Genomic DNA, 18958 nt, shown 5'->3' on the forward strand with positions numbered 1-18958 from the left:
CGCTCCAGGAAACAATTTCATAGCGAACGGATCTCGCGCAGCAGATCGTTCCAGTCGCCAGCATGGGGCGGTGGCTTGACGACGAGCTGGCGGCCGTTGGCCGCCAGATGCGGAGTGGCGCGCTCGATCGCGCGCGCTGCCTCGGCCCCATGCTGGCTATAGATGACGACGGTGTGCACGCTCTCCGGGATCGCAACAGCCTGATACCGTTCGATCCCGAGAACGGGCCATACAAAGCGGCCTGGCTCCAGCAGGTTCATCACGCTGGCGGCGTCCTCGACGCCTTCGGCGAGCCGCAAGATGCCGTCGAGCGGTACGCCACCCCAACGCACCGCGCCGACGCCGGGATTACCAAGCATTCGCTTGGGTTCGTCCATATCGGCTTTCCAGCGGCCATCAGGGCGCAGGAATGTGCGATGGATCGCGACGACGCCGGCGTCCTCCTCGATAGGGACAATAAGGGCAGGCGCAAAAGCCTTGGCGGCACCAGCACCGCATTGGCAGCGAGGGTCGAAACGAGCGTTGATCCCATCAGGAACGATCGACCGCCCCTCGCGCAGGTAGCGATCGGCCAGTGTGCCAGCGAAGGGTTCGGCGTGACGCCAGACCGCGAGCGCGAGCTTGTTGAGGTCCGTCTTGCTGTCCTGACGCTGCCCTGGGTCGTGATTGGCGGGCGCGAGGATCTTGCCTGTCCGTAACGCCGACATGATCGCGTCGGCCGTGCAACCGGCAAAACAATGGAAGAGAACGGCACGCTCGCCAACACGTATCGACAGGCTGGCCTTCCCATCTGCGTGCGCCGGGCACCGGCACATGGCGAAATCACCTTGCCACTTTCCGCCGAGTTGACGGACGATGCGGTCCGCCTGCTCCTCGATCGAAGCTGACTCACGTCGCGCCATCTATGGACACCTCCGTTACAGGACGCATAGTTGGTAGAGCGCGGGGGCAATGCGCGCCAGCGAAAACCAGTCAAATCGCTTTAGCAGGGTGGCAATGGAATTAGAACTCATACTGGAACGCGAGCTGACGACGCAACGCCCTCCAGGCGGGACGATGACTGACGTTCACGTCTGTCAGCACGAGTCTGGCAAGTGGCATATCAATGTCCGCGTGAGCTGGCGCGGCACCGCACTCTATCACGTCGGCCTCTATGATAAGAAACGTATCCGATTGTATAAAAAGGCTTCTTCGGCCATCCGACATATAGTGTTGGGGTATGGCTATGAAGGCGTGATTCACGTCCACCCGTTCGCGGGATTACAGGACGCAACTACATTCTGAGCCAAATCGGACCAATCTGCGAACCGTTCTCAAAGAGGGATGAAGCGAGCAACCGGGGCATTTTCGGACTAGCCCCCGCTCCAATAGCGATTTAGCCTTGTTCACCAGTGGAGTGAAAACATGGCTTATCGCTTGTTTACATCGCTCGCGGCTGCCGCCTCATGACGGCTTCGTTCGCCTCCGGTCCGGTTCGCGTCACCAGCACGCCGAACTGCAGGAACCTCCCGCGCGGCAGCCAACCGGGTCGGCTCAACTTCGCTCTTCATGCCGCCTATGGGGGGCGGGGAGCGGCACCCAAATCCCATTTGGAAAGTACGGCGCAGCCGGGCAGTCCCCTTGGGTCAAAGACATTGGAGCGGTAATGACGCTCCCCGCCGCGGTCATCATGGGTCTGGCAGCGCAATGCGCGCCGAGTGTGGCTCCAGCAACGATCGCGGCGATCGTTCAAACGGAAAGCCAAGGCTTCGAATGGGCGATCAACGTCAACGGTCTCGGTCGCAAGATCGTCCCGACAAGCCGTGAGCAGGCGGTGGCGCTCGCTCGTCACTATATCGGCAAGGGTCACTCGGTTGATCTCGGCCTTGGCCAGATCAACTCCCGCAACATGAAGGCCCTGGGTCTGACCTGGGACAATGTGTTCGATCCTTGCACGAACATCGCCGCTGCCGGAGCGGTTCTCTCGGGCAACTATCACAGCGTGCGCGCCGGACTTCACCCGCAGCGCGCGCTCCGCATCGCTTTATCGATGTACAATACGGGATCGCAGTCGCGTGGCTTTTCGAACGGCTATGTCGGGCGGGTAGTCGGCAATGCCGGCGTCTCGGACGGCATCCAGCCCGCCGCCGTTCGCATCGGTGAACCGATGCCCGCCACCGATACTAGCGCAGGGTCGAGCGCGGCTGCGCAGCTCGCCGCGCTGGTCGAGGAAAACACGTCCCCAGCAGGGCCGCCAAAGGCAATGCCCGCACCACCGCCGCCATCGTGGGACGTGTTCGCGAGGGCGGAATATGAGCGAGCACGGCTCGCCGAAGAAGGAGAAAACCGATGAATCTCGCATCTTTCGGTGGGCCGGCGCTTGCCCTTCGAACCCACGTCACCAAGCGGGTTGAGGCGATGACCCCGCGCCAGCGAAAAGCGTCGCGGGCGCTCTCAATGGCAAGCCTGGTGGCGCTGACATCGCTCGTCACAGCCGAACCAGCGTTCGCACAGACCAATTTGGAGAGCTTCGGCAATGCGGTCCTCGGTCTGCTGAGCAACGGGCTCCTGCGCATCGTTGCGATCCTTGCGCTGATTGCGGCGGGCTTCGGGTGGCTGACAGGTCGCGTCAACACAGGCGCGCTCGTCACGGTCATCATCGGTATCGCGATCATCTTCTCGGCGCCGTGGATCGTCGATCAGCTTCAGGGCTGATCCGTATGTGGGCGGGGTGCGAACAGCGCCTCGTCCACACCCGTTTCGTGTGGAGTGCGTAGCGTGGAGGAAGAACGGGAAGTAATGGCGCGCAACACGCTGTTCCTGGCGGTGACGCGCCCTGCGTTGTTTGCGGGCATCCCGATCGAGGCGGCCGTGGTGATCCTGCTGACCTCGGTCATTACGCTGATCGGGACGACAAACCCCGTTTACGGCCTTGTCGTCGCAGCGGTGATGTTCGGCATTTCGCGCCTCGTGGTGCGCCACGACGTCAACGCCTTCCGCCTCATCTTTCTCTGGGGCCGCACCAAAGCGGCCAATCGTAACCGCGTCTTCTGGGGCGGGTCGAGTTACACGCCGCTTCCCCTGAAAGGCATCAAGCGAAAGGGGTTTGGCCGCAATGGCTAGGGCCAATCGTCTGTCGGAACAGGTGCCGATGAAGGTCGCGCTCAAGGAAGTGATGCCGACCAAGTTCCTGCCCTATGCGCGGCACGTCACCGATGAGGTGGTGGTGCTCGATTCCGGGGCGATCATGCTGACGTTCGAGCTCCAGGGCCGAGCGTTCGAGACGGCTGACGTGCGCGATCTGAATGACTGGCACGCGAAGCTCAATGGGATGCTGCGCAACCTGCATGACGATCGCTTGTCGATCTGGACGCACCTCGTCCGCGCTCGGGTTGAGCAATATCCCGGCGGCAATTTCCGGTCCCGCTTCGCGCGGGATCTCGATGCCGCTTACTTCGCGCGGATGAACAAGGAGCGGTTGTTCATCAACCGCTTCTTCGTAACGCTGGCGTTGCGCCCATCGGTCCACGGTGCCGACAAGCTGGTGCAGCTCTTCAAGAACAAGGCGAGGGCCGAAGCCGAAACCGATGCGATCGACGCCGACCTACTGGAGGCGCTGGAGGACAAGGCGCGCGATTTCGAGAAGCTGATGGATCGCTGCTCGCCGCGCCGGCTCTCGATCTACGGACATAATGGCCTCAAGTTTTCTGAGACGATGGAAGTCGCGGAAATGGTGATGACGGGACGGCATCGCCGGGTTCCGATCATCCGGGGGCACCTCGGCAGCGCGCTCTATCGTCAACGCGTCGTCTTCGGCGGCGAGACGGTGGAGGTGCGCGATGCCGATCGCAGCGCTTTTGGCGGCATCTTCGGCATCAGGGAATACCCGGCGTCCACCACCCCCACGCAATTTCAATCTCTGCTGGCGGTCGATTTCGCGTTCGTGCTGACGCAATCCTTCACATTCCTCGGCCGTGCAGCGGCATCAGAGCGTTTTCGGCTGCGGCAAAAGCAGATGGAGAACGCCGATGATCGGGCCGTCAGCCAGATGCTCGATCTTGTCGACGCGGCGGACGATCTCATGTCCAACCGCTTTGTCCTGGGCGATCACCACTTCACGCTCGCGGTCTATTCCGACAGCCTCAAGAGCCTGCGCGACAACATGTCGATCGCCCGTGCAGCGCTGGCCGATACCGGCATGGTCGCGGCACGGGAAGGGGCGGCGCTGGAAGCCGCTTACTGGAGCCAGCTCGTCGGAAATTTCGCATGGCGCGCGAGGCCGGCGCCGATCACGTCGCTGAACTTCGCGGCGTTCTCGCCCTTCCATACCTATCCCGCTGGCCTCGCCACGGGGAACCATTGGGGGGACGCGATCGCGCTGATGAAGACGAGCGCACGCAGCCCCTACTTCTTCAGCTTTCACAAGCGCGACATTGGCCACACGCTGATCGTTGGCCCGACCGGGGGCGGCAAGACGGTCATCGTCAATTTCCTGATGGCGCAGGCCGAGAAAACGGGCGCGCGTCAGATTTTCGTCGACAAGGACCGCGGTGCGCAGATTTTCGTGCTGGCTTCGGGTGGCACCTATCTGACGCTCGAGAACGGCAAGCCCACCGGCTTCGCGCCGCTCAAGGCGCTCGAGAACAAGCCGGAGGATCGCGCCTGGCTGTCGCTGTGGGTGCGCCAGCTCGTTCGCGCCGAAAGTCGCCCGATCACTGTTCAGGAAGAGCGGATGATCGATGAAGGGATCGCCGCAGTGATGCGGCTTCCGCGAGAGGATCGTTCGCTCGATGCGCTGCGCACGATGCTCGGCATGGCGGACGCAGGCGGTATTGGCGCTCGGCTCGAGAAGTGGACCTCGCGCGGGTCGATGGGGTGGGTGTTCGATAACGCGGCGGACGAAATGACGCTCGATGCCCGATTCATCGGGTTCGACATGACGGACTTCCTCGACAACGCCGACGTCCGCACGCCGCTGATGCTCTACCTGTTCCACCGCATCGACAAGCTGCTGACCGGCGAGCGCACGATCATCGCCGTCGACGAGTTCTGGAAGGCACTTGGCGACGATGCGTTCCGGAGCTTCGCGCAGGATGGCTTGAAGACATACCGGAAGCGCAACGCGATGATGGTGTTTGCCACGCAGTCGCCGGCGGACGCGCTCAAGAGCGATATTGCCCACTCGATCCTCGAACAGGTCGCGACCCAGGTGATGCTTCCCAATCCAAAGGGTGCGCGTCGCGACTATGTTGACGGGTTCTCCCTCACCGACGCGGAATATCAGCTCATCCGCGAGGAGTTGTCGCCGGAATCGCGCAAATTCCTCGTGAAGCAGGGTCATGACAGCGTTGTGGTCGAGCTGGATCTGACGGGCCTCGATGACGAGCTGTCGGTGCTGTCGGGACGCGCCGAAACAACACCGATCGCCGTGCAGGCCGCAGCCGAATTTGGCCCCGATCCCGCCAATTGGCTCCCCGTATTCCACCAACGTCGTCGTCCAAGCTGAAGGAGAAGGGACATGCGTAGATTGAAGTTCGTCACCCTCGCACTGTCGGGATCAGCGCTCCTGTCTGCTGGTGCGGCACATGCGCAATTCGGTGGCATTGTTCATGACCCAACGGCCTTCGCCAGGCAGCTTCAGGAGTTGAACGAGGCCCGGAAAGTCGTCCAGCAAAGCGCGCAACAGCTCGATGAAGCACGGGCGCTGTACCGCGACCTCAATAAAATGACGGACATCGGCAACGTCGCGAACCAGCTCAAGAACGACGTGCTGCGCACCAGTAACGTGTCATCCAGCAGCCTTGATGGCTACACCAGTGGCGATCTGAACGTCGTCGGCGGCCTGCGGGGCAAGGCGAACGACGTTTATCAGGATCTTCTCGGGCGCGGATCGCCCACGATGACGCCCGAGCAGCGCGCCGCCTATGAACAAGGCTCGCGGGAAGCTGCGGTGACAACTGGCCTTGCGGGTAATGTCGGCGATGCCGTGACAAGCCGGCGTCAGGGCCTCGAAGAGCTGCGGGGTCGGCTCAACAGCTCAACCTCGGCGGCCGAACGCGCCGACATGTCGGCGCGGCTCCAATTGGAGCAGGCGCAGATGATGAACGATCAGATGGGCCTTCAGGCGATCGAGTTGCAGCGCCGGGCAAAAGCAGAGGCAAATTACCAGCGCAGCCTGGCATCAAACAGAGCGGAGATCGACAAGCTTCGGACTGAGGCTGGGGTCAATCCGTGACCAAGGGCCTCTGCCTGGCCGGGCTGCTGCTGACGCTGGCGGCATGTGGAACGAAGGAATCCAAGTCGGATGAAAGCAACCTTCGGTCCGACATGCCGCTGCGCAGTGCCAAGTACTTCATGCAGAACAAAGACGAGCTAACCGAAGTAGATACCATATGCACTGCGTGGAAGGCTTCACAACGTCCACCGCTGTCATGGCCCGCCGTTGTCGTTAACAACTGCAACAACGTCGATACTGCCAAGACACTACTTCTTAACAAGAATGAGACTGACAAGCTTCGTCGAGAGGCTGGCATCTAATTGACGTAACAATTTCCGGGGTCGTGTAATGGGCTTCAATATCTATACCGAGATGTTCGATCAGCTCAGCGCTGCTCTGGCAGGCGTCATTGCCACCTATGCCGGCGTTATAGGTTGGATCTCCGGCCCGTTACGGGTGGGAGTTACGATCTACATCATCCTTTTGGGCTTCGCTATCCTACGGGGCGCTGTGGAATACCCCTTCCGCGAGTTCGTCTATCGCGGAATGAAACTAGCTGCGCTCGTTTTTGCCGTAACGACGCTTTATGGCGCTTCGGTTGGCTTGCTCGCAATGAACGGGCTACCAAGAGAAGTCGCGAATGCTGTCGGCGCCCAAGACGTAAACGGTCTAGGCGGCTTTTTTGATGGCATTTTGAAGGGCGCAGTCCGCGCTATAGCCAACATCAAAGAGATCGTTGCAGCGCATACAGCCGAGGAAGGCGAGAACCTTGTAGGCATCCCGAATAATTGGGATGAGATCATCGTTAGCGAAATTATCAATGTCGTCATTATGTTGGCGGCTTTGCTGGCGTCTGCACTTGGGTTTGCCATCTGCGCCTTTGCGCTCTTCGCGCTATCTTTGCTTGCTGCCGTTGGGCCTCTTTTTGTAGCCGCCCTTCTTTTCGATTCGACCCGACCATTCTTCTTCCAGTGGCTCGGGAGCATTGTGAATTATGTCATTCTCGTAGCGTTCGCGCTGCTCGTAACGGTATTCATAGCGAACGCAGCAGACGCGTTTATCGACGCTATCACGCAGGATGACTCGCTGATCCTCGCGGCGGTTAAAGCCCTTGGGTTCTACGCGCTGGGCTTCTTCTTCTTCCTCCAAATACCAGGAATGGCTGCAGGTTTGGGCGGCGGCGGCGCATCACTCGCTTCACAGTTTGCCAACGCCGCAACCGGGGGAATAGCGCCGATGATTGGCCGTGCCTGGTCCAACGCTCCGCAGCGAGCGGTGAACCGCTGGCAAGCCAATCGTGCCCGTCGCGCTGAGGCGCGAGCCGCAGGCGGCACCCTCTACAACAACAGCTAATCGGAGATCCGACATGAAGCTCGGTGCAGCACTAGCCATCCTTGCCCTCGCGGCTCTCACTCCCTCGGCTCCGGCGAGCGCTGCGAAAGACGAGAAGCTACCTCGGTGCAGCGGTCGGCAAAAGCGACCTGCCAACCTCTATGGGACCGTTCTCCCGTCGATCCCGCCGCGAAACGCTACCTCGGCTGCTCCCGCTGATGGTGTGCCACGTGGCACACCCCCATCGCAATCGGCTCCGGCTACCAACCTCTTCCCGGCCGACGGCGCGGCGTCCGCTCCAGAGGGAGCGGACGCTTCGCGAACAGGCAAGGTGCCGGCAATCGGCGCTCTCACACCAAATGGTAGTCCGACCGCCGCGCTCTCAATCTCATATGCGAGCTGCTGACATGGCTATTGGCGTCAAAGACAAAGACGAGGATCTGAAGGCATATTTCGCGGAAGCGGAAAGCTGGGACCGCGACAGGTTCGTGGCAGCGGTTCGCTCGCGCCGTGTCGCGTGGATCGTCGCCATCGTCGCCATCGTGTTCGCCGCGATCTGCGCGGCTGCCGTGCTGGCGCTCTCGCCGCTCAAAACGGTGGTGCCCTATGTTGTCACCGTCGATCGCTCGACGGGTGCAACCGAAGTCACGCAGGAGCTGCGCGGCGACAAGACGATCACTTATGACGAGGCGATCCGGAAGTATTTCCTCGCCGATTATGTTCGCGCTCGCGAAGGGTGGATTCCGCAGGCCAGGGAAGAGTTCTTCCGCAAGGTGCTGGCGCTGTCGACACGGGAGGAACAAACCCGCTGGACCGCCTTCTACAAGAAAGACAATCCGGACTCCCCGCAAAACCAGTTTACCGCCAGTGACGCGGTTTTCGTGGCGATCCGCTCGGTTGCGTTCATCTCGCCCAACGTCGCGCAAGTCCGCTTCATCAAGCGCCTCCAGCGCGACCAGCAGGTGATTGAGACGCCTGCCATCGCAACCATCACTTTTGACGTGCTGTCGAAGCCGGAAACAGAATCCGGTCGATACGCCAATCCGCTCGGGTTTCAGGTCAAGACATACCGGGCCGACGTGGAGGTTCCGACACGATGAAGACCATCCTGCTTCTGGCCGCGGCGATCGGCGCCATGTCGGCAGCGCCGGCGATGGCGCAGACGCCTACGCAGCGCGGTCCTGATGCTCGTATCCGCGAGGTCAATTACACCGATGGAAACGTGATCCAGATCCGGAGCGCGTTCCGCACAGCGACACAGATTGAGTTCGCACCCGGCGAGGTCATCAAGTTCGTGGCGATGGGTGACACCGTGTCGTGGGAGGTCGCCCCGGCTGACAATTCGCTGTTCGTGAAGCCTCGCGAGCGCGCTGGTGCTACCAACCTCATCGTTGTGACGGACTTCCAAGGCACCAAGCGCAACTACACCTTTGAGCTGTCGACCGTCGCTGCGGCGCGCTCTCCAGGCACATTCTTCAAGGTGCGGCTCCGTTACCCTGAATATGAGGCGGCGCAGGCCCGTTTGGCACAACAGCGCGCGCAACTCGCGACGGTCTTGGATGCGCAGAATAAGGCCACGAGGATCGCGCTCGATATGGGTGTTCTCGAAGGGACACGGAACCTCAATTACAAGGTGCAGGGCGCATCAGCGCTGCAACCATCGGAAGTCAGCGACAACGGGCAATTCACCGTGATGCGCTTCCCCAACCAGCGCGAAATTCCTGCCATCTTCACCGTCAATCCCGACGGCAGTGAAGCCACAGCCTCCTTCGACGTGCGCGACGAGTTCGTCGTCATTCATGGCGTCTACAAGGAGCTGCGCCTGCGCCGGGGGAAGGTGGTGCTGTGCATCTACAACGAAAGCCCGAGCTTCTACGGTCGCGATCCCAAGACGGATACGGCGTCGGAAGCTGTCGAGCGCACGACGGAGAACTGACGTGTCCGATAAGAGATTCGACGTCGATGCGACGCCTGACGTGAACGAGATTGACCGCACCCCTGCCGCCGATCGCCCGAACCGCATCCCTTCGCTCAACACCGTCCAGTGGGACAACAAGAAGATGGTCGTCGGCGCGGCCCTAGCCGGCGCGATCGTGTTTGGCGTGCTGTCGCTCGTTTCCGGGTCTGGCAGCGACAACAAGGCGCTTGAAGCGAGGAAGGCCCCTCCCCCGGCAGCGGAGGCGCCCTACGACCCAAATTCTGTCATTGCGCCGACACTCGCCACTGCGCCTCGCGATCCGAATGCGCCCGTCCAGCTCACAGGCGAGCAGGTGCCGGCGATCGGGCCCGATGGTCAGCCAATCACACCCTACGGATCGGCGGGAGGGCAGCAGGGCCGTGGTGTCAGCGAGGCGGAGCGGCGTGCGAACGAAGCGCGTGAGCTGCGCGACAATGCCCGGCGATCGACGCTGATCGCGTACAACGGGGACCAGGGGGTCAGACGCGCGATCGGCGACGTCGCCAGCGCTGGTGCCGGGAACGCGCAAGGTGACGCTGGGACCGCTCCTTCGCGGACCAACCTGGACAATCTCAAGCAAACCTCGGCTATCGGCACCGCTACAGCGCGCATGATCGGCGACCGCAACTATCTGGTCACTGCGGGAGCCATCCTCCCTTGCACGCTGCAAACGGCTATGGACAGCACCGTACCGGGCTATGCGACCTGCATCATCCCTCGCGATGTCTACTCCGATAATGGCCGCGTCGTGCTGCTTGAGAAGGGCACCCGCGTTTTCGGCGAGTATCAGGGCGGCCTTCAGCGCGGCCAAAATCGCCTGTTCGCGATGTGGACGCGCGCCGTCACGCCACGCGGCGTAGCGATCGACATAGGCTCGCCGGCCTCTGACCCGCTGGGTCGTGCCGGCGTCACTGGCAAGATTGATCGGTTCTTCTGGCAGCGGTTTGGTGCCGCGATGCTGTTCAGCGTCCTCGACGCGGGCGGCCAGATCGCAGGCCAGGCCGTCAGCCCACAGGGCTCGACGGTTTTCCGCACTCCCGGTGATTCAACGTCGCAAATCCTTCAGGACACGCAGAACATCCGCCCGATCGTGCGCGTCAACCAAGGGACCGAGCTGGCAATCACCGTCGCCAAGGATTTCGATTTCTCGCAAGTTTATGGACTGGGGCTCAAATGAACGCGCCGTTCCGCAATACGGCGATCCTCGATCATGCTGTTCGGCCGCTGCGGCAATATCTCGATGACGATGGCGTGACCGAAGTCGTCATCAATGAGCCGACTATCGTCGGTGTCGAGCGGCATGGTGGCTGGACCTGGGAGCGGGAAGCGGGATTGACCCTCGACGCCCTCAACGAACTAGCCCGGGCAGCCGCGGCTTTCACTTCACAGGATGTGACGCGCGAAAATCCTATCTGCTCGACGATCTTTCCAACCGGCGAGCGGGTCCAGCTCGTCCTTCCACCCGTCGTGCCCGATGGCACCGTGTCGATCACCGTGCGCAAGCCGTCGACCAAGACAATGACGATGGCCGATTTCGAGGCCAGCGGCCTGTTCTCGGAAACGAAGGTCGCCACAAAGCGGGTCAGCCCCGTCGAGGAAAAATTGCTCGGCCTGCTTCATGCGGGACGGCACATCGAATTTTTCGAGTTGGCGGTGCAAAGCCGGCTCAACATCCTGATCTCCGGTGCCACAGGCTCGGGCAAGACGACGTTCTCCAAGGGGCTCATCAAGCTAATCCCGGAGAATGAAAGACTGCTGACGATCGAGGATACGCGCGAGCTGGTGGTGCCTCACCAGAACGTCGTCCACATGATCTACAGCAAGGACGGCACCGGCACCGCCAAGGTCTCGGCCAAGGAGCTGCTGGAAAGCGCCCTACGGATGCGACCCGACCGCATTCTTCTTCAAGAGCTGCGCGATGGGACCGCATTTTTCTACCTGCGCAACGTCAATAGCGGTCATCCCGGCTCGATTACGACGATCCACGCGGATTCGGCCGAACTGGCCTTCGAGCAACTGACGCTGTTGGTGAAGGAAAGCGAAGGCGGCGCAGACCTGGCGCGTGAGGACATACGCTCGCTGCTCAAGATCCTCGTCGACGTCGTGGTGCAGATGAAGAAGGTCGATGGGAAGTTCCGGATGACCGAGATCTACTACGATCCGGCAGGGCGTCATGCAGCCTAAAAGGGGCGCCATTCTCGCCCTCGGCATTCCGGTCGGGATCGTCGTGGCCTTCCTCATCACGTCGGTCATCGCCTGGATCTACCTGGGCCTCCCCAGCGCCAAGTTCGACATTTTCAAGATGCCGGGGTTCTTCTGGTATTATCGGCACGATCCCGTGGTGCTGAAAGCGCTCGCCGGAGGTGCATTGGTCGGCTTCATCATCGCCGGCCTCATGCTGTGGTGGGTCGCAAAGCGGAAGCCACCTCTCCACGGGGCTGCCCGCTTCGCCAAAGATAGCGAGATCCGTCGCGCCGGTTTCCGCGCAAATGACGGGATTGTCCTGGGAAAGAAGGGCGGGAAGTTCCTGACCTTCGGCGGCAATGAGCACTGTATCGTTGAGGCCCCTACCCGCTCGGGCAAAGGGGTCGGCATCGTCATCCCGAACCTGTTGTCATGGCAGGAGTCGGTCGTCGTCCTCGATGTGAAGCGTGAGAATTGGGAAGCCACGGCGGGTTTTCGCCAGAAATACGGCCAGGCCGTTTACCTGTTCAATCCGACCGATCCGGAAGGCCGAACCGCCCGTTATAATCCGCTCGGCTACATCGACCGCACCGATCCTGACCAAGTGGTGATCGAGCTGCAGAAGATCGCCACGATGCTGTTCGTGCCCCCCGAGCGCGGAGAGCCATTCTGGACGGATTCGGCGCGAACCGCCTTTGTCGGCGTCGGGGCCTATCTTGCGGTCGCCGATCAGCCTTTCACCATCGGCGCCATCTACCGGTTGATGACGACGGGCGACACGCGCGGGTTTTTCCGCCGCGTTCTCGAAGATCGCTCGCTCGATCTATCGCAAGGGTGCCGGAATGCGCTCGCTGACTTCACATCGGGGGCAGACAACACCTTTGCCGGCATCGTCCAGACCGTCACGTCCAAGCTCAGTCTGTGGCTCAATCCCCGCGTTGATGCGGCGACGGAAGAATGCGACTTCGATTTGCGCGAGCTGCGCACCAAGCGCATGTCGATCTATCTGGGCGTCTCCCCTGACGAACTGGATCGGGTGGCGCCGCTCTACAACCTCCTGTTTCAGCAACTCGTCGACCTGAACGTGCGTGACCTCCCTGACGAGAAGACGCCGCTAAAGATCCTCGTCATCCTGGACGAATTTGCGCGGATAGGGCGGGCGCAGGTGATTGCGAGCGCCTTTTCCTATGTGGCGGGCTACGGCATTCGGCTCTTGCCCGTCATCCAGTCCCGCTCTCAACTTCGCGCTGTCTATGGTGAGCACGTGGCGAATGAGATCGTCGCCAACTGCGGCGTCGAGGTCGCCTTCACGCCGAAAGAGCTGCGCGTGGCGAACGAGCTTTCCGAACGGATCGGCTATATCGGGCAGGAATCGATCACCAAGTCGCTCACGATCCACGGCGTTCTGGCGAACCGCTCCAAATCCATGTCGGATCAGCGCCGCGCCCTCCTGCTTCCGCAGGAGTTGATGCAATTCCCCGACACCGAATTACTCCTTTTGCGGGGCGGCATACCACCCATCCACGGGGACAAAATTCGCTACTACGCGGATGGCCTCTTTCGCGCGCGCGTGGAGGCAGCGCCGCAAGTGGCTCCGATCCCGCGCGTAGTGCGTGATGACGAGGATCTTCCCGACTGTGTGCTGCCGACATTCGATCAGCTCACGGACCCCGATCCATTCACCTTCGCGATGGATTGCGTCGTCACCCAGGATCATCCCGACATGCTCATCGACGTGTCGGCCGAGCAAAGTGGCAATGAGGTCATTGGTGTAATCGAACAGGAGCGCTGACATGGTTGAGAATGTCGAAGCTGCCGGCACAGGCAAGGAAGGCGAGGCACGCCGCAGGCGTCCGATGGAAGTGCCCGCCGAGCTGGACTCTCGGTTCCTCCGGGTTGGCGACAAGCTCTATCGAAGCGCGCACGACAAACAGCCGGTCGCGACCATCACGCCTGATCGCATCAAGGCGAAAGACCCAAACTCCCTTCCCGATCTGATCCGGCTCGCGAAGGAAAACGGGTGGACTGCGATCAAGGTCAGCGGCGATGCCGAGTTCCAGCGGGCTGCCTATCTCGCCGCCTCGGCGCAGGGCATAAAGGTTGACGGCTACAAACCTGACGAGAAGACGAAGGCCGCGGCCGAGCGTGAGGCGTTGCGGCAAGGCGGCGTGCCCGACAATCAAGCGCGATCGACGCGGACCGCCAACCAGGCCCGCGACACGAGAGAACAGGCCGAACCGCGTGCCGATCTGGCCGAACGATTCCGCCGGCAGTCAGATGTCCAGAACGCGAAAGACCCCGAGTTGCGCAAGGCTCAAAGCCATGTCGCACTTGCAATGGCGGTCGCGGCCGAACGCTTCCCCAGCGATTACGATAAACGGCGCGAGTTCGTGGCGGAGCGCAAGGAGGAAGTGGCAGCTCGGATCGGCCGTGGCGAGACGATTGCCGGCATTGAGGTCAAAGCGCGCCAGGAACAGCGGGTGCGTGAGATGGCGCAGGATCAGATCCTTCAGAAATCCCGGAGCCGATGAAGCGCACCATCGAGCCTGAACATTTTCGCATCGCATTCCCTCGGCGCGGAGCTACCATCGCGGTATGGGGCTGACCTTCAATTCACTGCTGGACGACTACGGCATCGATCCGCGTGACGTGCGCCTGCTGCGTCACCAAACAATCAAATATGCAGGTCGGACGCCATACACTTTGTGGCGAGACGACCATGACGGGTTCCTGCTCTATCAGTCCATCCAAAGCGTTCAGAATGGACCGAAGCTGACAGGGAGATATTGGGCCAGCTTCGTCGTCACCCCAGCAGCCTCGACGCTGTTCGTAGGACTCTACGAGATCGAGAAGATAGGACCGTGCGATCCCACCATCATTGATCCCCTGCGGGGCGTGCCGGTGACACAGGGAGGCGCCCGCGAACTCGATCTATACCGACAGGCCGGCACTGCCGTCGAACTGGCTCGCCGCGCTCAGGGCCGCGCGCGGGATCTACCTTCTGACCTGCCCCCGCACCAAAGAGCAATATGTAGGCTCCGCCTATGGTGAGGATGGCTTTCTCGGCCGCTGGACAGGCTACGCGCGCGATGGCCACGGTGGCAACATCGGGCTGAAAAGTCGCGAGCTCTCGGACTACCAAGTATCCATTCTGGAGGTCTGCGGGTCGGGCTTAACGGTTGACGAGATCATCCGCGTGGAGGCCCTTTGGAAAGCAAAGCTTCAGAGCAGGGAAATGGGCCTCAATAAGAACTAGCGGGTTCGCTCAGTGCGTCTGGTGATCCAAGCCGATCCCACGCCTCGCGATATTCTTCAAGCGCGTAGGACTTGGGCTGGAGCCAGTATGAGGCAGTGCCGGCCTGGTTGACGCCACGATGGGCTGCGGCCTTCACTTCATCCAACGTCAGCACGAAGCATGTAGGCGAGGCAGTGTTTGCATTGATGGTGACGACCCACCAGTGCGAGCAAAGTCGGTCGAGCGATCCGCCAAGGGGCACCGGCGCCCGCTTCGACAGCGCTTTCGACTGGATCGGCAGTACGCGCGCCTCGTCATCGCTTGCGGCGTAGAGATCGGCTCCACGCGCATTTCTGACCGTCGGCATCACATGCCAACCCCGCCGGGATAGCTCGCGCGCGACATGGTAGAGGCCGACATTTCCTGTGAGTTGATGGCGCATTGTCAGCGACGTCTTGCCGGAGGTGGAGGTGTGCCACGTGGCACACCCGGTTCAAGCGAAGGATCGGTCCGCGCTGGCTGTCGCGCCGCTATGACCCGCGCTTCGGCATCCCGTAGCATCCGATCGGGGACCGTCTCGATGTTGGCCCGCTCTTGGAGGAATGTTCGGACATCGCCGGCGAGCTTGCGATCCTCGTGATCGGCGCTGCGGTCGAGCCGATCGGCCGCAGCCTCATAGCGGCGCCTCGTGTCCTGCCAGCGCGCGCGGGTCTTCGACACGAATGCGGGCTGCTCGGCATTGCCAAGTGCGATCTGCATCGCCTCACGGGCCTGACGAAGATCTGTTTCGGTCGGCTGACGGGATGCGCCGCTGCGTATGCGGGAGCGAAGCTGTGTCAGCGCCATGCTGGTCCCCGCCCTCCCCTGGCCTCGGCTGTAACGAGGCGTTGCCTCGGCCTCGACGCCCCGGCTGCGCAGCGCCTCGGCAAACGCCTCGCGAAATCGAAACAGATCCTCGCGGCGTGGGTCGAACCGCTTGCGGTTCAATCCCTCGGCCTGGACGGTCAAATGCACGTGAGGTCGCGGCGTGTCCGTATGGAGCGCCATGAGATAATCGTGATTATCGCCGATCATGCGCTCGGCGGTTTCGCGCACGGCCTGCTTCACAGTTTCAGGGTCCGTGCCTGCCGGCATCGAAAACACCATCGCGACGGCTGAAACGGACGTCCCTTGCCGCCAGTAGAGGGAATCGGACCACTCATCCGCGATCCGCTGCGCATCCTCCTTCGTCGCGAGCTGTTCCCCGTCGCGCGTCTCAAGAGGAATGTCGCCATGACGGCCGATATAATCGAGATGCGCGGCAAGGTGCTTCGCGCCCTTCTTCCGCCCCGTAACCTTGACCAGCACCTCCGGGGCTCGGCGCACGACGCGCGCAAGCGTCGCCCGAACATCAGTGCGGCCAAGTGACGTTAGCGCCCCTCTTGTAGCGAAAGGCCCGGTCTGATTGACCAGATGCTTGGCGTATTTGATGTTCGGATCGCTGACGAGGCGTGGCTTGAAGCTGGGCTTCATTGCCTCCCACAGCTCGTCCTCGCGATCCCCGAACGACATTAGTCAGCCACCTCCCAAAAGGCGGTTTCGCCGCGCAGCGCAGCCGCCAGCGCCTCGATCTGCTCGTTGATCTCTTCGCGCATGTCGGCGATCCTGCGCAGCTCACGATCGATTTGCAGGCCGCTATCGGCCATCATCGCAGCGTTCCCGGCCTTCATGGCCTGATTTAGATTTCGCCCGATCCGCGTGAGCTGCATCCGGATCGGCGCCACCGCGTCGCGCAGCCCGTCGTCGACACCTGCCTTGAGCGCAAGATGGCGACGGACAAGCGCCTTGATCCACCCTGCCCGATCGACACCGCGTTGCGCCGCCCGATGATCGAGGACTGCGGTTTCGACGTCGGTGAAACGAAGGTTGACCCGATTGCTGGGGCTGTCCGCCCTGGGTGCGATCCGGGGCGCGTCAGCGACATGCTTCAATGACTGCTGGAGGACGGTGCGGAGGAGAGCGCTCCGCCCTCCCCTCCCCTCGGCGACTGCATCGAACGCCGCCAGCAACTCGCGATCGACGCGCGCCGTCAGCATCGCTGTGTCCTTTGTGGGGGATGCAGGCTGCGGCGCAATCGACATAGCCCGAAGGCTAATGTAATACACAAGACGCCGCAACACCTATCCTGCCATCAAACATCCCCCACTAAAATCTGCCTTCACGTGTGCCACGTGGCACAGCAATCCATCTTGCAAGTGAGAAATCGCGGAAAGAAGGATTGAGCCTGGAAGCGAGGGGCGGCAACTGCCGGCGCTCTCCGTTCACTCGGCGAGATTAGCGCCAGCTAACGATCCGGGGCTCTGCTTCACCGTCGAAATGTAGCAGCGCCTCGACCACCATTGCGCGCTTGCCTTCAAGCTCGATCGTAGGGCGCTCGATGCGCGGCTTGCCACCCTTCGGTTTCGACGTTGCTCGGGGGGGTGGCGTTTGAGACGGCGCGGAAAGAACAGGAACCGGTGTCTCATCCAGCGCGCGTTCGGCTTCGTCGTCCCTGATCTCGTCCGTCGTCGGTGCCAGAGAAGTTGCATCCGGCTCGCTATCAGTCGACGGTTCCGGCGTGGGGGCAGGGGTAGGGGGCGCGACACCCTCCACTGGAGCCGCCTCGGGCTTTGATGTGGACTTCTTCCCGCCAATCTCGCGCGCGAACCGCTCACACGCCAGCACGGTCATGTCCTCAGCGGCGGTATTCGCAACAAACGCACGTGTCGCCGCATCATCGGCCTTCGCAGCCTGGGTCAAAGCGACAGCACTTCGCATCGAGATGTCCGCAAATAGCGCCGCGACATAATCGGGAGCCTTTGCCAGCCCCTGATAGCGGGTCAGCAACGTGCGGTTGCGGCCTGTCGCGCGTGCCAGCTCGGCGAGCGAACGTCCCTTCGCTACCTGGCCGGTGACGAAACGGATCATGTCGGCGGTCGACAAGTCCTCGCGCTGATCGTTCTCGATGAATTGATCGATGCGCACCTGTTCGATGTCGTCGGCCTTGCTGACGATCGCGCGGACCTGCATTCCCAGCTTCCGGCACGCACGCCAGCGCCGCTCGCCGAACATGATCCGATAGCGCCCATCTTCATCCTTGGGCGCGACGGTGATCGGTTGAAGCTGGCCCCGCTCCTTGATCGTCTCGGCCATCTCATCGATCGTCGCTTCGTCGATCGCACTCCGCACGTTCTCGGGATCGGGGTAGAGCAGCTCGGGATCGAGGAGCTGGACGCGATCGGCGTCAGCAACAGCCGCTTTCTCGCTGAAAACATCAAAGCCGGAGAAATCTGTCATTTGTGGCTCCCGATCCGGGTCATGGCTTCCTCAAGGAAGGCGCGCATGGGCGGCAAAGAGGTCCGAACGTCTTTGTCGAACCGCCAGACCGGGACATGCTCCTGCATCGCCTGGCTGTAGTGCGCACGCTCGGGAAGAAAGTTCGTGAACAGATTGCGCCCGATCTTCTCCTTGATCGCAGCAAGCATCTTCATTTGATGGGTGTCGTTTGCACGCACTCGGTTCGGAACTAGCCCCACGACGTGGATTGGCGTCTTCCGGCGCTGGTTCACCGTCGCAATCGAGTCCGAAACCTGCTTCGTCGCTGCCGGCCCGAACGGTCCTAGCTCGACGGGAACAATCAAGTGATTGCATACCAGCAGCGCCGCATAGTTGATCCACGACCAAGAGGGCGGCGTATCAATGACGCAAAAGTCGAAATGAGAATCGAGCGCGGGAAAATTGGCATTAATGTTAGTCAGCGCGCGAGGATAGTCGGCATCGTATTCGCCGCCCATGCGGTTCGAATAGATAGAGAGGCGGGGAAGGCTGGTCGGCGGAACATAGTTCGGCTCGAACAGCGGCTTACACGTGCCAAGGCTCTCGAAGTCGGCGAGGGCATCGGTTGCATTGCACTGCCGGTCAAGGTCGAGGAACAGCACACGATGCCCGGCATCAGCCAGCACCCACGCCAAGTGACAAGCGATCATCGTCTTGCCGGCGCCGCCCTTCTCCACATTAATGGCAATGGTCTTCACGC

Annotated in this window: 20 protein-coding genes; 14 read left to right on the forward strand and 6 right to left on the reverse strand. The window is 61.7% G+C overall.

Annotated elements, in window-relative coordinates:
* Positions 1-17 precede the first annotated feature (17 nt).
* Positions 18-902 (reverse strand): DUF7146 domain-containing protein, encoded by an 885-nt coding sequence (locus B215_RS19515; RefSeq protein WP_026008893.1) that lies wholly within the window; start codon positions 900-902, stop codon positions 18-20.
* 743 nt (positions 903-1645) lie between these two features.
* On the opposite strand from B215_RS19515, the gene B215_RS0103350 reads away from it, so the two are divergent.
* The 14 genes from B215_RS0103350 (at position 1646) to B215_RS19520 (ending at position 14720) form a co-directional block, all read left to right on the forward strand.
* Positions 1646-2332, forward strand: coding sequence for a lytic transglycosylase domain-containing protein (locus B215_RS0103350; RefSeq protein ID WP_019368214.1), 687 nt, complete (start codon positions 1646-1648; stop codon positions 2330-2332).
* A gap of 65 nt (positions 2333-2397) precedes the next feature.
* Positions 2398-2694, forward strand: coding sequence for a TrbC/VirB2 family protein (locus B215_RS0103355; protein WP_019368215.1), 297 nt, complete (start codon positions 2398-2400; stop codon positions 2692-2694).
* Between the two features lie 84 nt (positions 2695-2778).
* Positions 2779-3102 carry a type IV secretion system protein VirB3 gene (locus tag B215_RS0103360; RefSeq protein WP_017503481.1) on the forward strand — a complete coding sequence of 108 codons (324 nt, stop codon included), beginning with the start codon at positions 2779-2781 and terminating at the stop codon, positions 3100-3102.
* Positions 3095-5485: a VirB4 family type IV secretion/conjugal transfer ATPase gene (locus B215_RS0103365; protein ID WP_019368217.1), complete on the forward strand. Its 2391-nt coding sequence runs from the start codon at positions 3095-3097 to the stop codon at positions 5483-5485. The genes B215_RS0103360 and B215_RS0103365 overlap by 8 nt, the downstream gene beginning before the upstream one ends.
* Before the next feature lie 12 nt (positions 5486-5497).
* Positions 5498-6214: a type IV secretion system protein gene (locus tag B215_RS0103370; protein ID WP_026008894.1), complete on the forward strand. Its 717-nt coding sequence runs from the start codon at positions 5498-5500 to the stop codon at positions 6212-6214.
* Positions 6211-6516, forward strand: a complete 306-nt coding sequence (locus tag B215_RS0103375; protein ID WP_026008895.1) for a hypothetical protein — start codon at positions 6211-6213, stop codon at positions 6514-6516. The genes B215_RS0103370 and B215_RS0103375 overlap by 4 nt, the downstream gene beginning before the upstream one ends.
* A gap of 28 nt (positions 6517-6544) precedes the next feature.
* Positions 6545-7549: a type IV secretion system protein gene (locus B215_RS0103380; RefSeq protein WP_019368219.1), complete on the forward strand. Its 1005-nt coding sequence runs from the start codon at positions 6545-6547 to the stop codon at positions 7547-7549.
* 386 nt (positions 7550-7935) lie between these two features.
* Positions 7936-8628, forward strand: a complete 693-nt coding sequence (locus B215_RS0103385) for a virB8 family protein (RefSeq protein WP_019368220.1) — start codon at positions 7936-7938, stop codon at positions 8626-8628.
* Positions 8625-9464, forward strand: a complete 840-nt coding sequence (locus B215_RS0103390) for a TrbG/VirB9 family P-type conjugative transfer protein (RefSeq protein ID WP_019368221.1) — start codon at positions 8625-8627, stop codon at positions 9462-9464. Before B215_RS0103385 ends, B215_RS0103390 begins: the two co-directional genes overlap by 4 nt.
* Before the next feature lies 1 nt (position 9465).
* Positions 9466-10662 carry a type IV secretion system protein VirB10 gene (gene virB10 / locus B215_RS0103395; protein ID WP_026008896.1) on the forward strand — a complete coding sequence of 399 codons (1197 nt, stop codon included), beginning with the start codon at positions 9466-9468 and terminating at the stop codon, positions 10660-10662.
* Positions 10659-11669 (forward strand): P-type DNA transfer ATPase VirB11, encoded by a 1011-nt coding sequence (virB11, locus tag B215_RS0103400; RefSeq protein WP_019368223.1) that lies wholly within the window; start codon positions 10659-10661, stop codon positions 11667-11669. Before virB10 ends, virB11 begins: the two co-directional genes overlap by 4 nt.
* Positions 11659-13461, forward strand: coding sequence for a type IV secretory system conjugative DNA transfer family protein (locus B215_RS0103405; protein ID WP_019368224.1), 1803 nt, complete (start codon positions 11659-11661; stop codon positions 13459-13461). Before virB11 ends, B215_RS0103405 begins: the two co-directional genes overlap by 11 nt.
* Before the next feature lies 1 nt (position 13462).
* The gene (locus B215_RS0103410) at positions 13463-14200 is read left to right on the forward strand and encodes an LPD7 domain-containing protein (RefSeq protein ID WP_019368225.1); all 738 of its coding nucleotides are present in this window, start codon (positions 13463-13465) and stop codon (positions 14198-14200) included.
* Positions 14201-14264: 64 nt separating this feature from the next.
* Complete coding sequence (locus B215_RS19520; protein WP_236704403.1) at positions 14265-14720, forward strand: hypothetical protein; 456 nt, start codon at positions 14265-14267, stop codon at positions 14718-14720.
* A 191-nt stretch (positions 14721-14911) separates the two neighbouring features.
* On the opposite strand, the gene B215_RS19525 is transcribed toward B215_RS19520, so the two are convergent.
* The 5 genes from B215_RS19525 to B215_RS0103440 all read right to left on the reverse strand — a co-directional run bounded on the left by B215_RS19525 (position 14912) and on the right by B215_RS0103440 (position 18956).
* Positions 14912-15346 (reverse strand): hypothetical protein, encoded by a 435-nt coding sequence (locus B215_RS19525; RefSeq protein ID WP_082664400.1) that lies wholly within the window; start codon positions 15344-15346, stop codon positions 14912-14914.
* Between the two features lie 2 nt (positions 15347-15348).
* On the reverse strand, positions 15349-16455 hold the full coding sequence (locus B215_RS0103425; protein WP_019368227.1) for a relaxase/mobilization nuclease domain-containing protein: 1107 nt from the start codon (positions 16453-16455) through the stop codon (positions 15349-15351).
* Positions 16455-16979, reverse strand: a complete 525-nt coding sequence (locus B215_RS0103430) for a hypothetical protein (RefSeq protein ID WP_019368228.1) — start codon at positions 16977-16979, stop codon at positions 16455-16457. The genes B215_RS0103425 and B215_RS0103430 overlap by 1 nt, the downstream gene beginning before the upstream one ends.
* A gap of 238 nt (positions 16980-17217) precedes the next feature.
* A complete protein-coding gene (locus B215_RS0103435) occupies positions 17218-18219 on the reverse strand; it encodes a ParB/RepB/Spo0J family partition protein (RefSeq protein WP_019368229.1) in 1002 nt (333 codons plus the stop codon).
* On the reverse strand, positions 18216-18956 hold the full coding sequence (locus tag B215_RS0103440; protein WP_019368230.1) for a ParA family protein: 741 nt from the start codon (positions 18954-18956) through the stop codon (positions 18216-18218). The genes B215_RS0103435 and B215_RS0103440 overlap by 4 nt, the downstream gene beginning before the upstream one ends.
* Between the last annotated feature and the right edge of the window lie 2 nt (positions 18957-18958).

The sequence above is a fragment of the Sphingomonas sp. ATCC 31555 genome (assembly GCF_000282895.1).
In the GTDB taxonomy this organism is placed as follows: domain Bacteria; phylum Pseudomonadota; class Alphaproteobacteria; order Sphingomonadales; family Sphingomonadaceae; genus Sphingomonas.

Excerpts from the sequence above, each read along its gene's own strand:
- B215_RS19515 (WP_026008893.1), bottom strand. The coding sequence starts at position 902 with ATGGCGCGACGTGAGTCAGCTTCGATCGAGGAGCAGGCGGACCGCATC.
- B215_RS0103350 (WP_019368214.1), top strand. The coding sequence starts at position 1,646 with ATGACGCTCCCCGCCGCGGTCATCATGGGTCTGGCAGCGCAATGCGCG.
- B215_RS0103355 (WP_019368215.1), top strand. The coding sequence starts at position 2,398 with ATGACCCCGCGCCAGCGAAAAGCGTCGCGGGCGCTCTCAATGGCAAGC.
- B215_RS0103360 (WP_017503481.1), top strand. The coding sequence starts at position 2,779 with ATGGCGCGCAACACGCTGTTCCTGGCGGTGACGCGCCCTGCGTTGTTT.
- B215_RS0103365 (WP_019368217.1), top strand. The coding sequence starts at position 3,095 with ATGGCTAGGGCCAATCGTCTGTCGGAACAGGTGCCGATGAAGGTCGCG.
- B215_RS0103370 (WP_026008894.1), top strand. The coding sequence starts at position 5,498 with ATGCGTAGATTGAAGTTCGTCACCCTCGCACTGTCGGGATCAGCGCTC.
- B215_RS0103380 (WP_019368219.1), top strand. The coding sequence starts at position 6,545 with ATGGGCTTCAATATCTATACCGAGATGTTCGATCAGCTCAGCGCTGCT.
- B215_RS0103385 (WP_019368220.1), top strand. The coding sequence starts at position 7,936 with ATGGCTATTGGCGTCAAAGACAAAGACGAGGATCTGAAGGCATATTTC.
- B215_RS0103390 (WP_019368221.1), top strand. The coding sequence starts at position 8,625 with ATGAAGACCATCCTGCTTCTGGCCGCGGCGATCGGCGCCATGTCGGCA.
- virB11 (WP_019368223.1), top strand. The coding sequence starts at position 10,659 with ATGAACGCGCCGTTCCGCAATACGGCGATCCTCGATCATGCTGTTCGG.
- B215_RS0103405 (WP_019368224.1), top strand. The coding sequence starts at position 11,659 with ATGCAGCCTAAAAGGGGCGCCATTCTCGCCCTCGGCATTCCGGTCGGG.
- B215_RS0103410 (WP_019368225.1), top strand. The coding sequence starts at position 13,463 with ATGGTTGAGAATGTCGAAGCTGCCGGCACAGGCAAGGAAGGCGAGGCA.
- B215_RS19520 (WP_236704403.1), top strand. The coding sequence starts at position 14,265 with ATGGGGCTGACCTTCAATTCACTGCTGGACGACTACGGCATCGATCCG.
- B215_RS19525 (WP_082664400.1), bottom strand. The coding sequence starts at position 15,346 with ATGCGCCATCAACTCACAGGAAATGTCGGCCTCTACCATGTCGCGCGC.
- B215_RS0103425 (WP_019368227.1), bottom strand. The coding sequence starts at position 16,455 with ATGTCGTTCGGGGATCGCGAGGACGAGCTGTGGGAGGCAATGAAGCCC.
- B215_RS0103430 (WP_019368228.1), bottom strand. The coding sequence starts at position 16,979 with ATGCTGACGGCGCGCGTCGATCGCGAGTTGCTGGCGGCGTTCGATGCA.
- B215_RS0103435 (WP_019368229.1), bottom strand. The coding sequence starts at position 18,219 with ATGACAGATTTCTCCGGCTTTGATGTTTTCAGCGAGAAAGCGGCTGTT.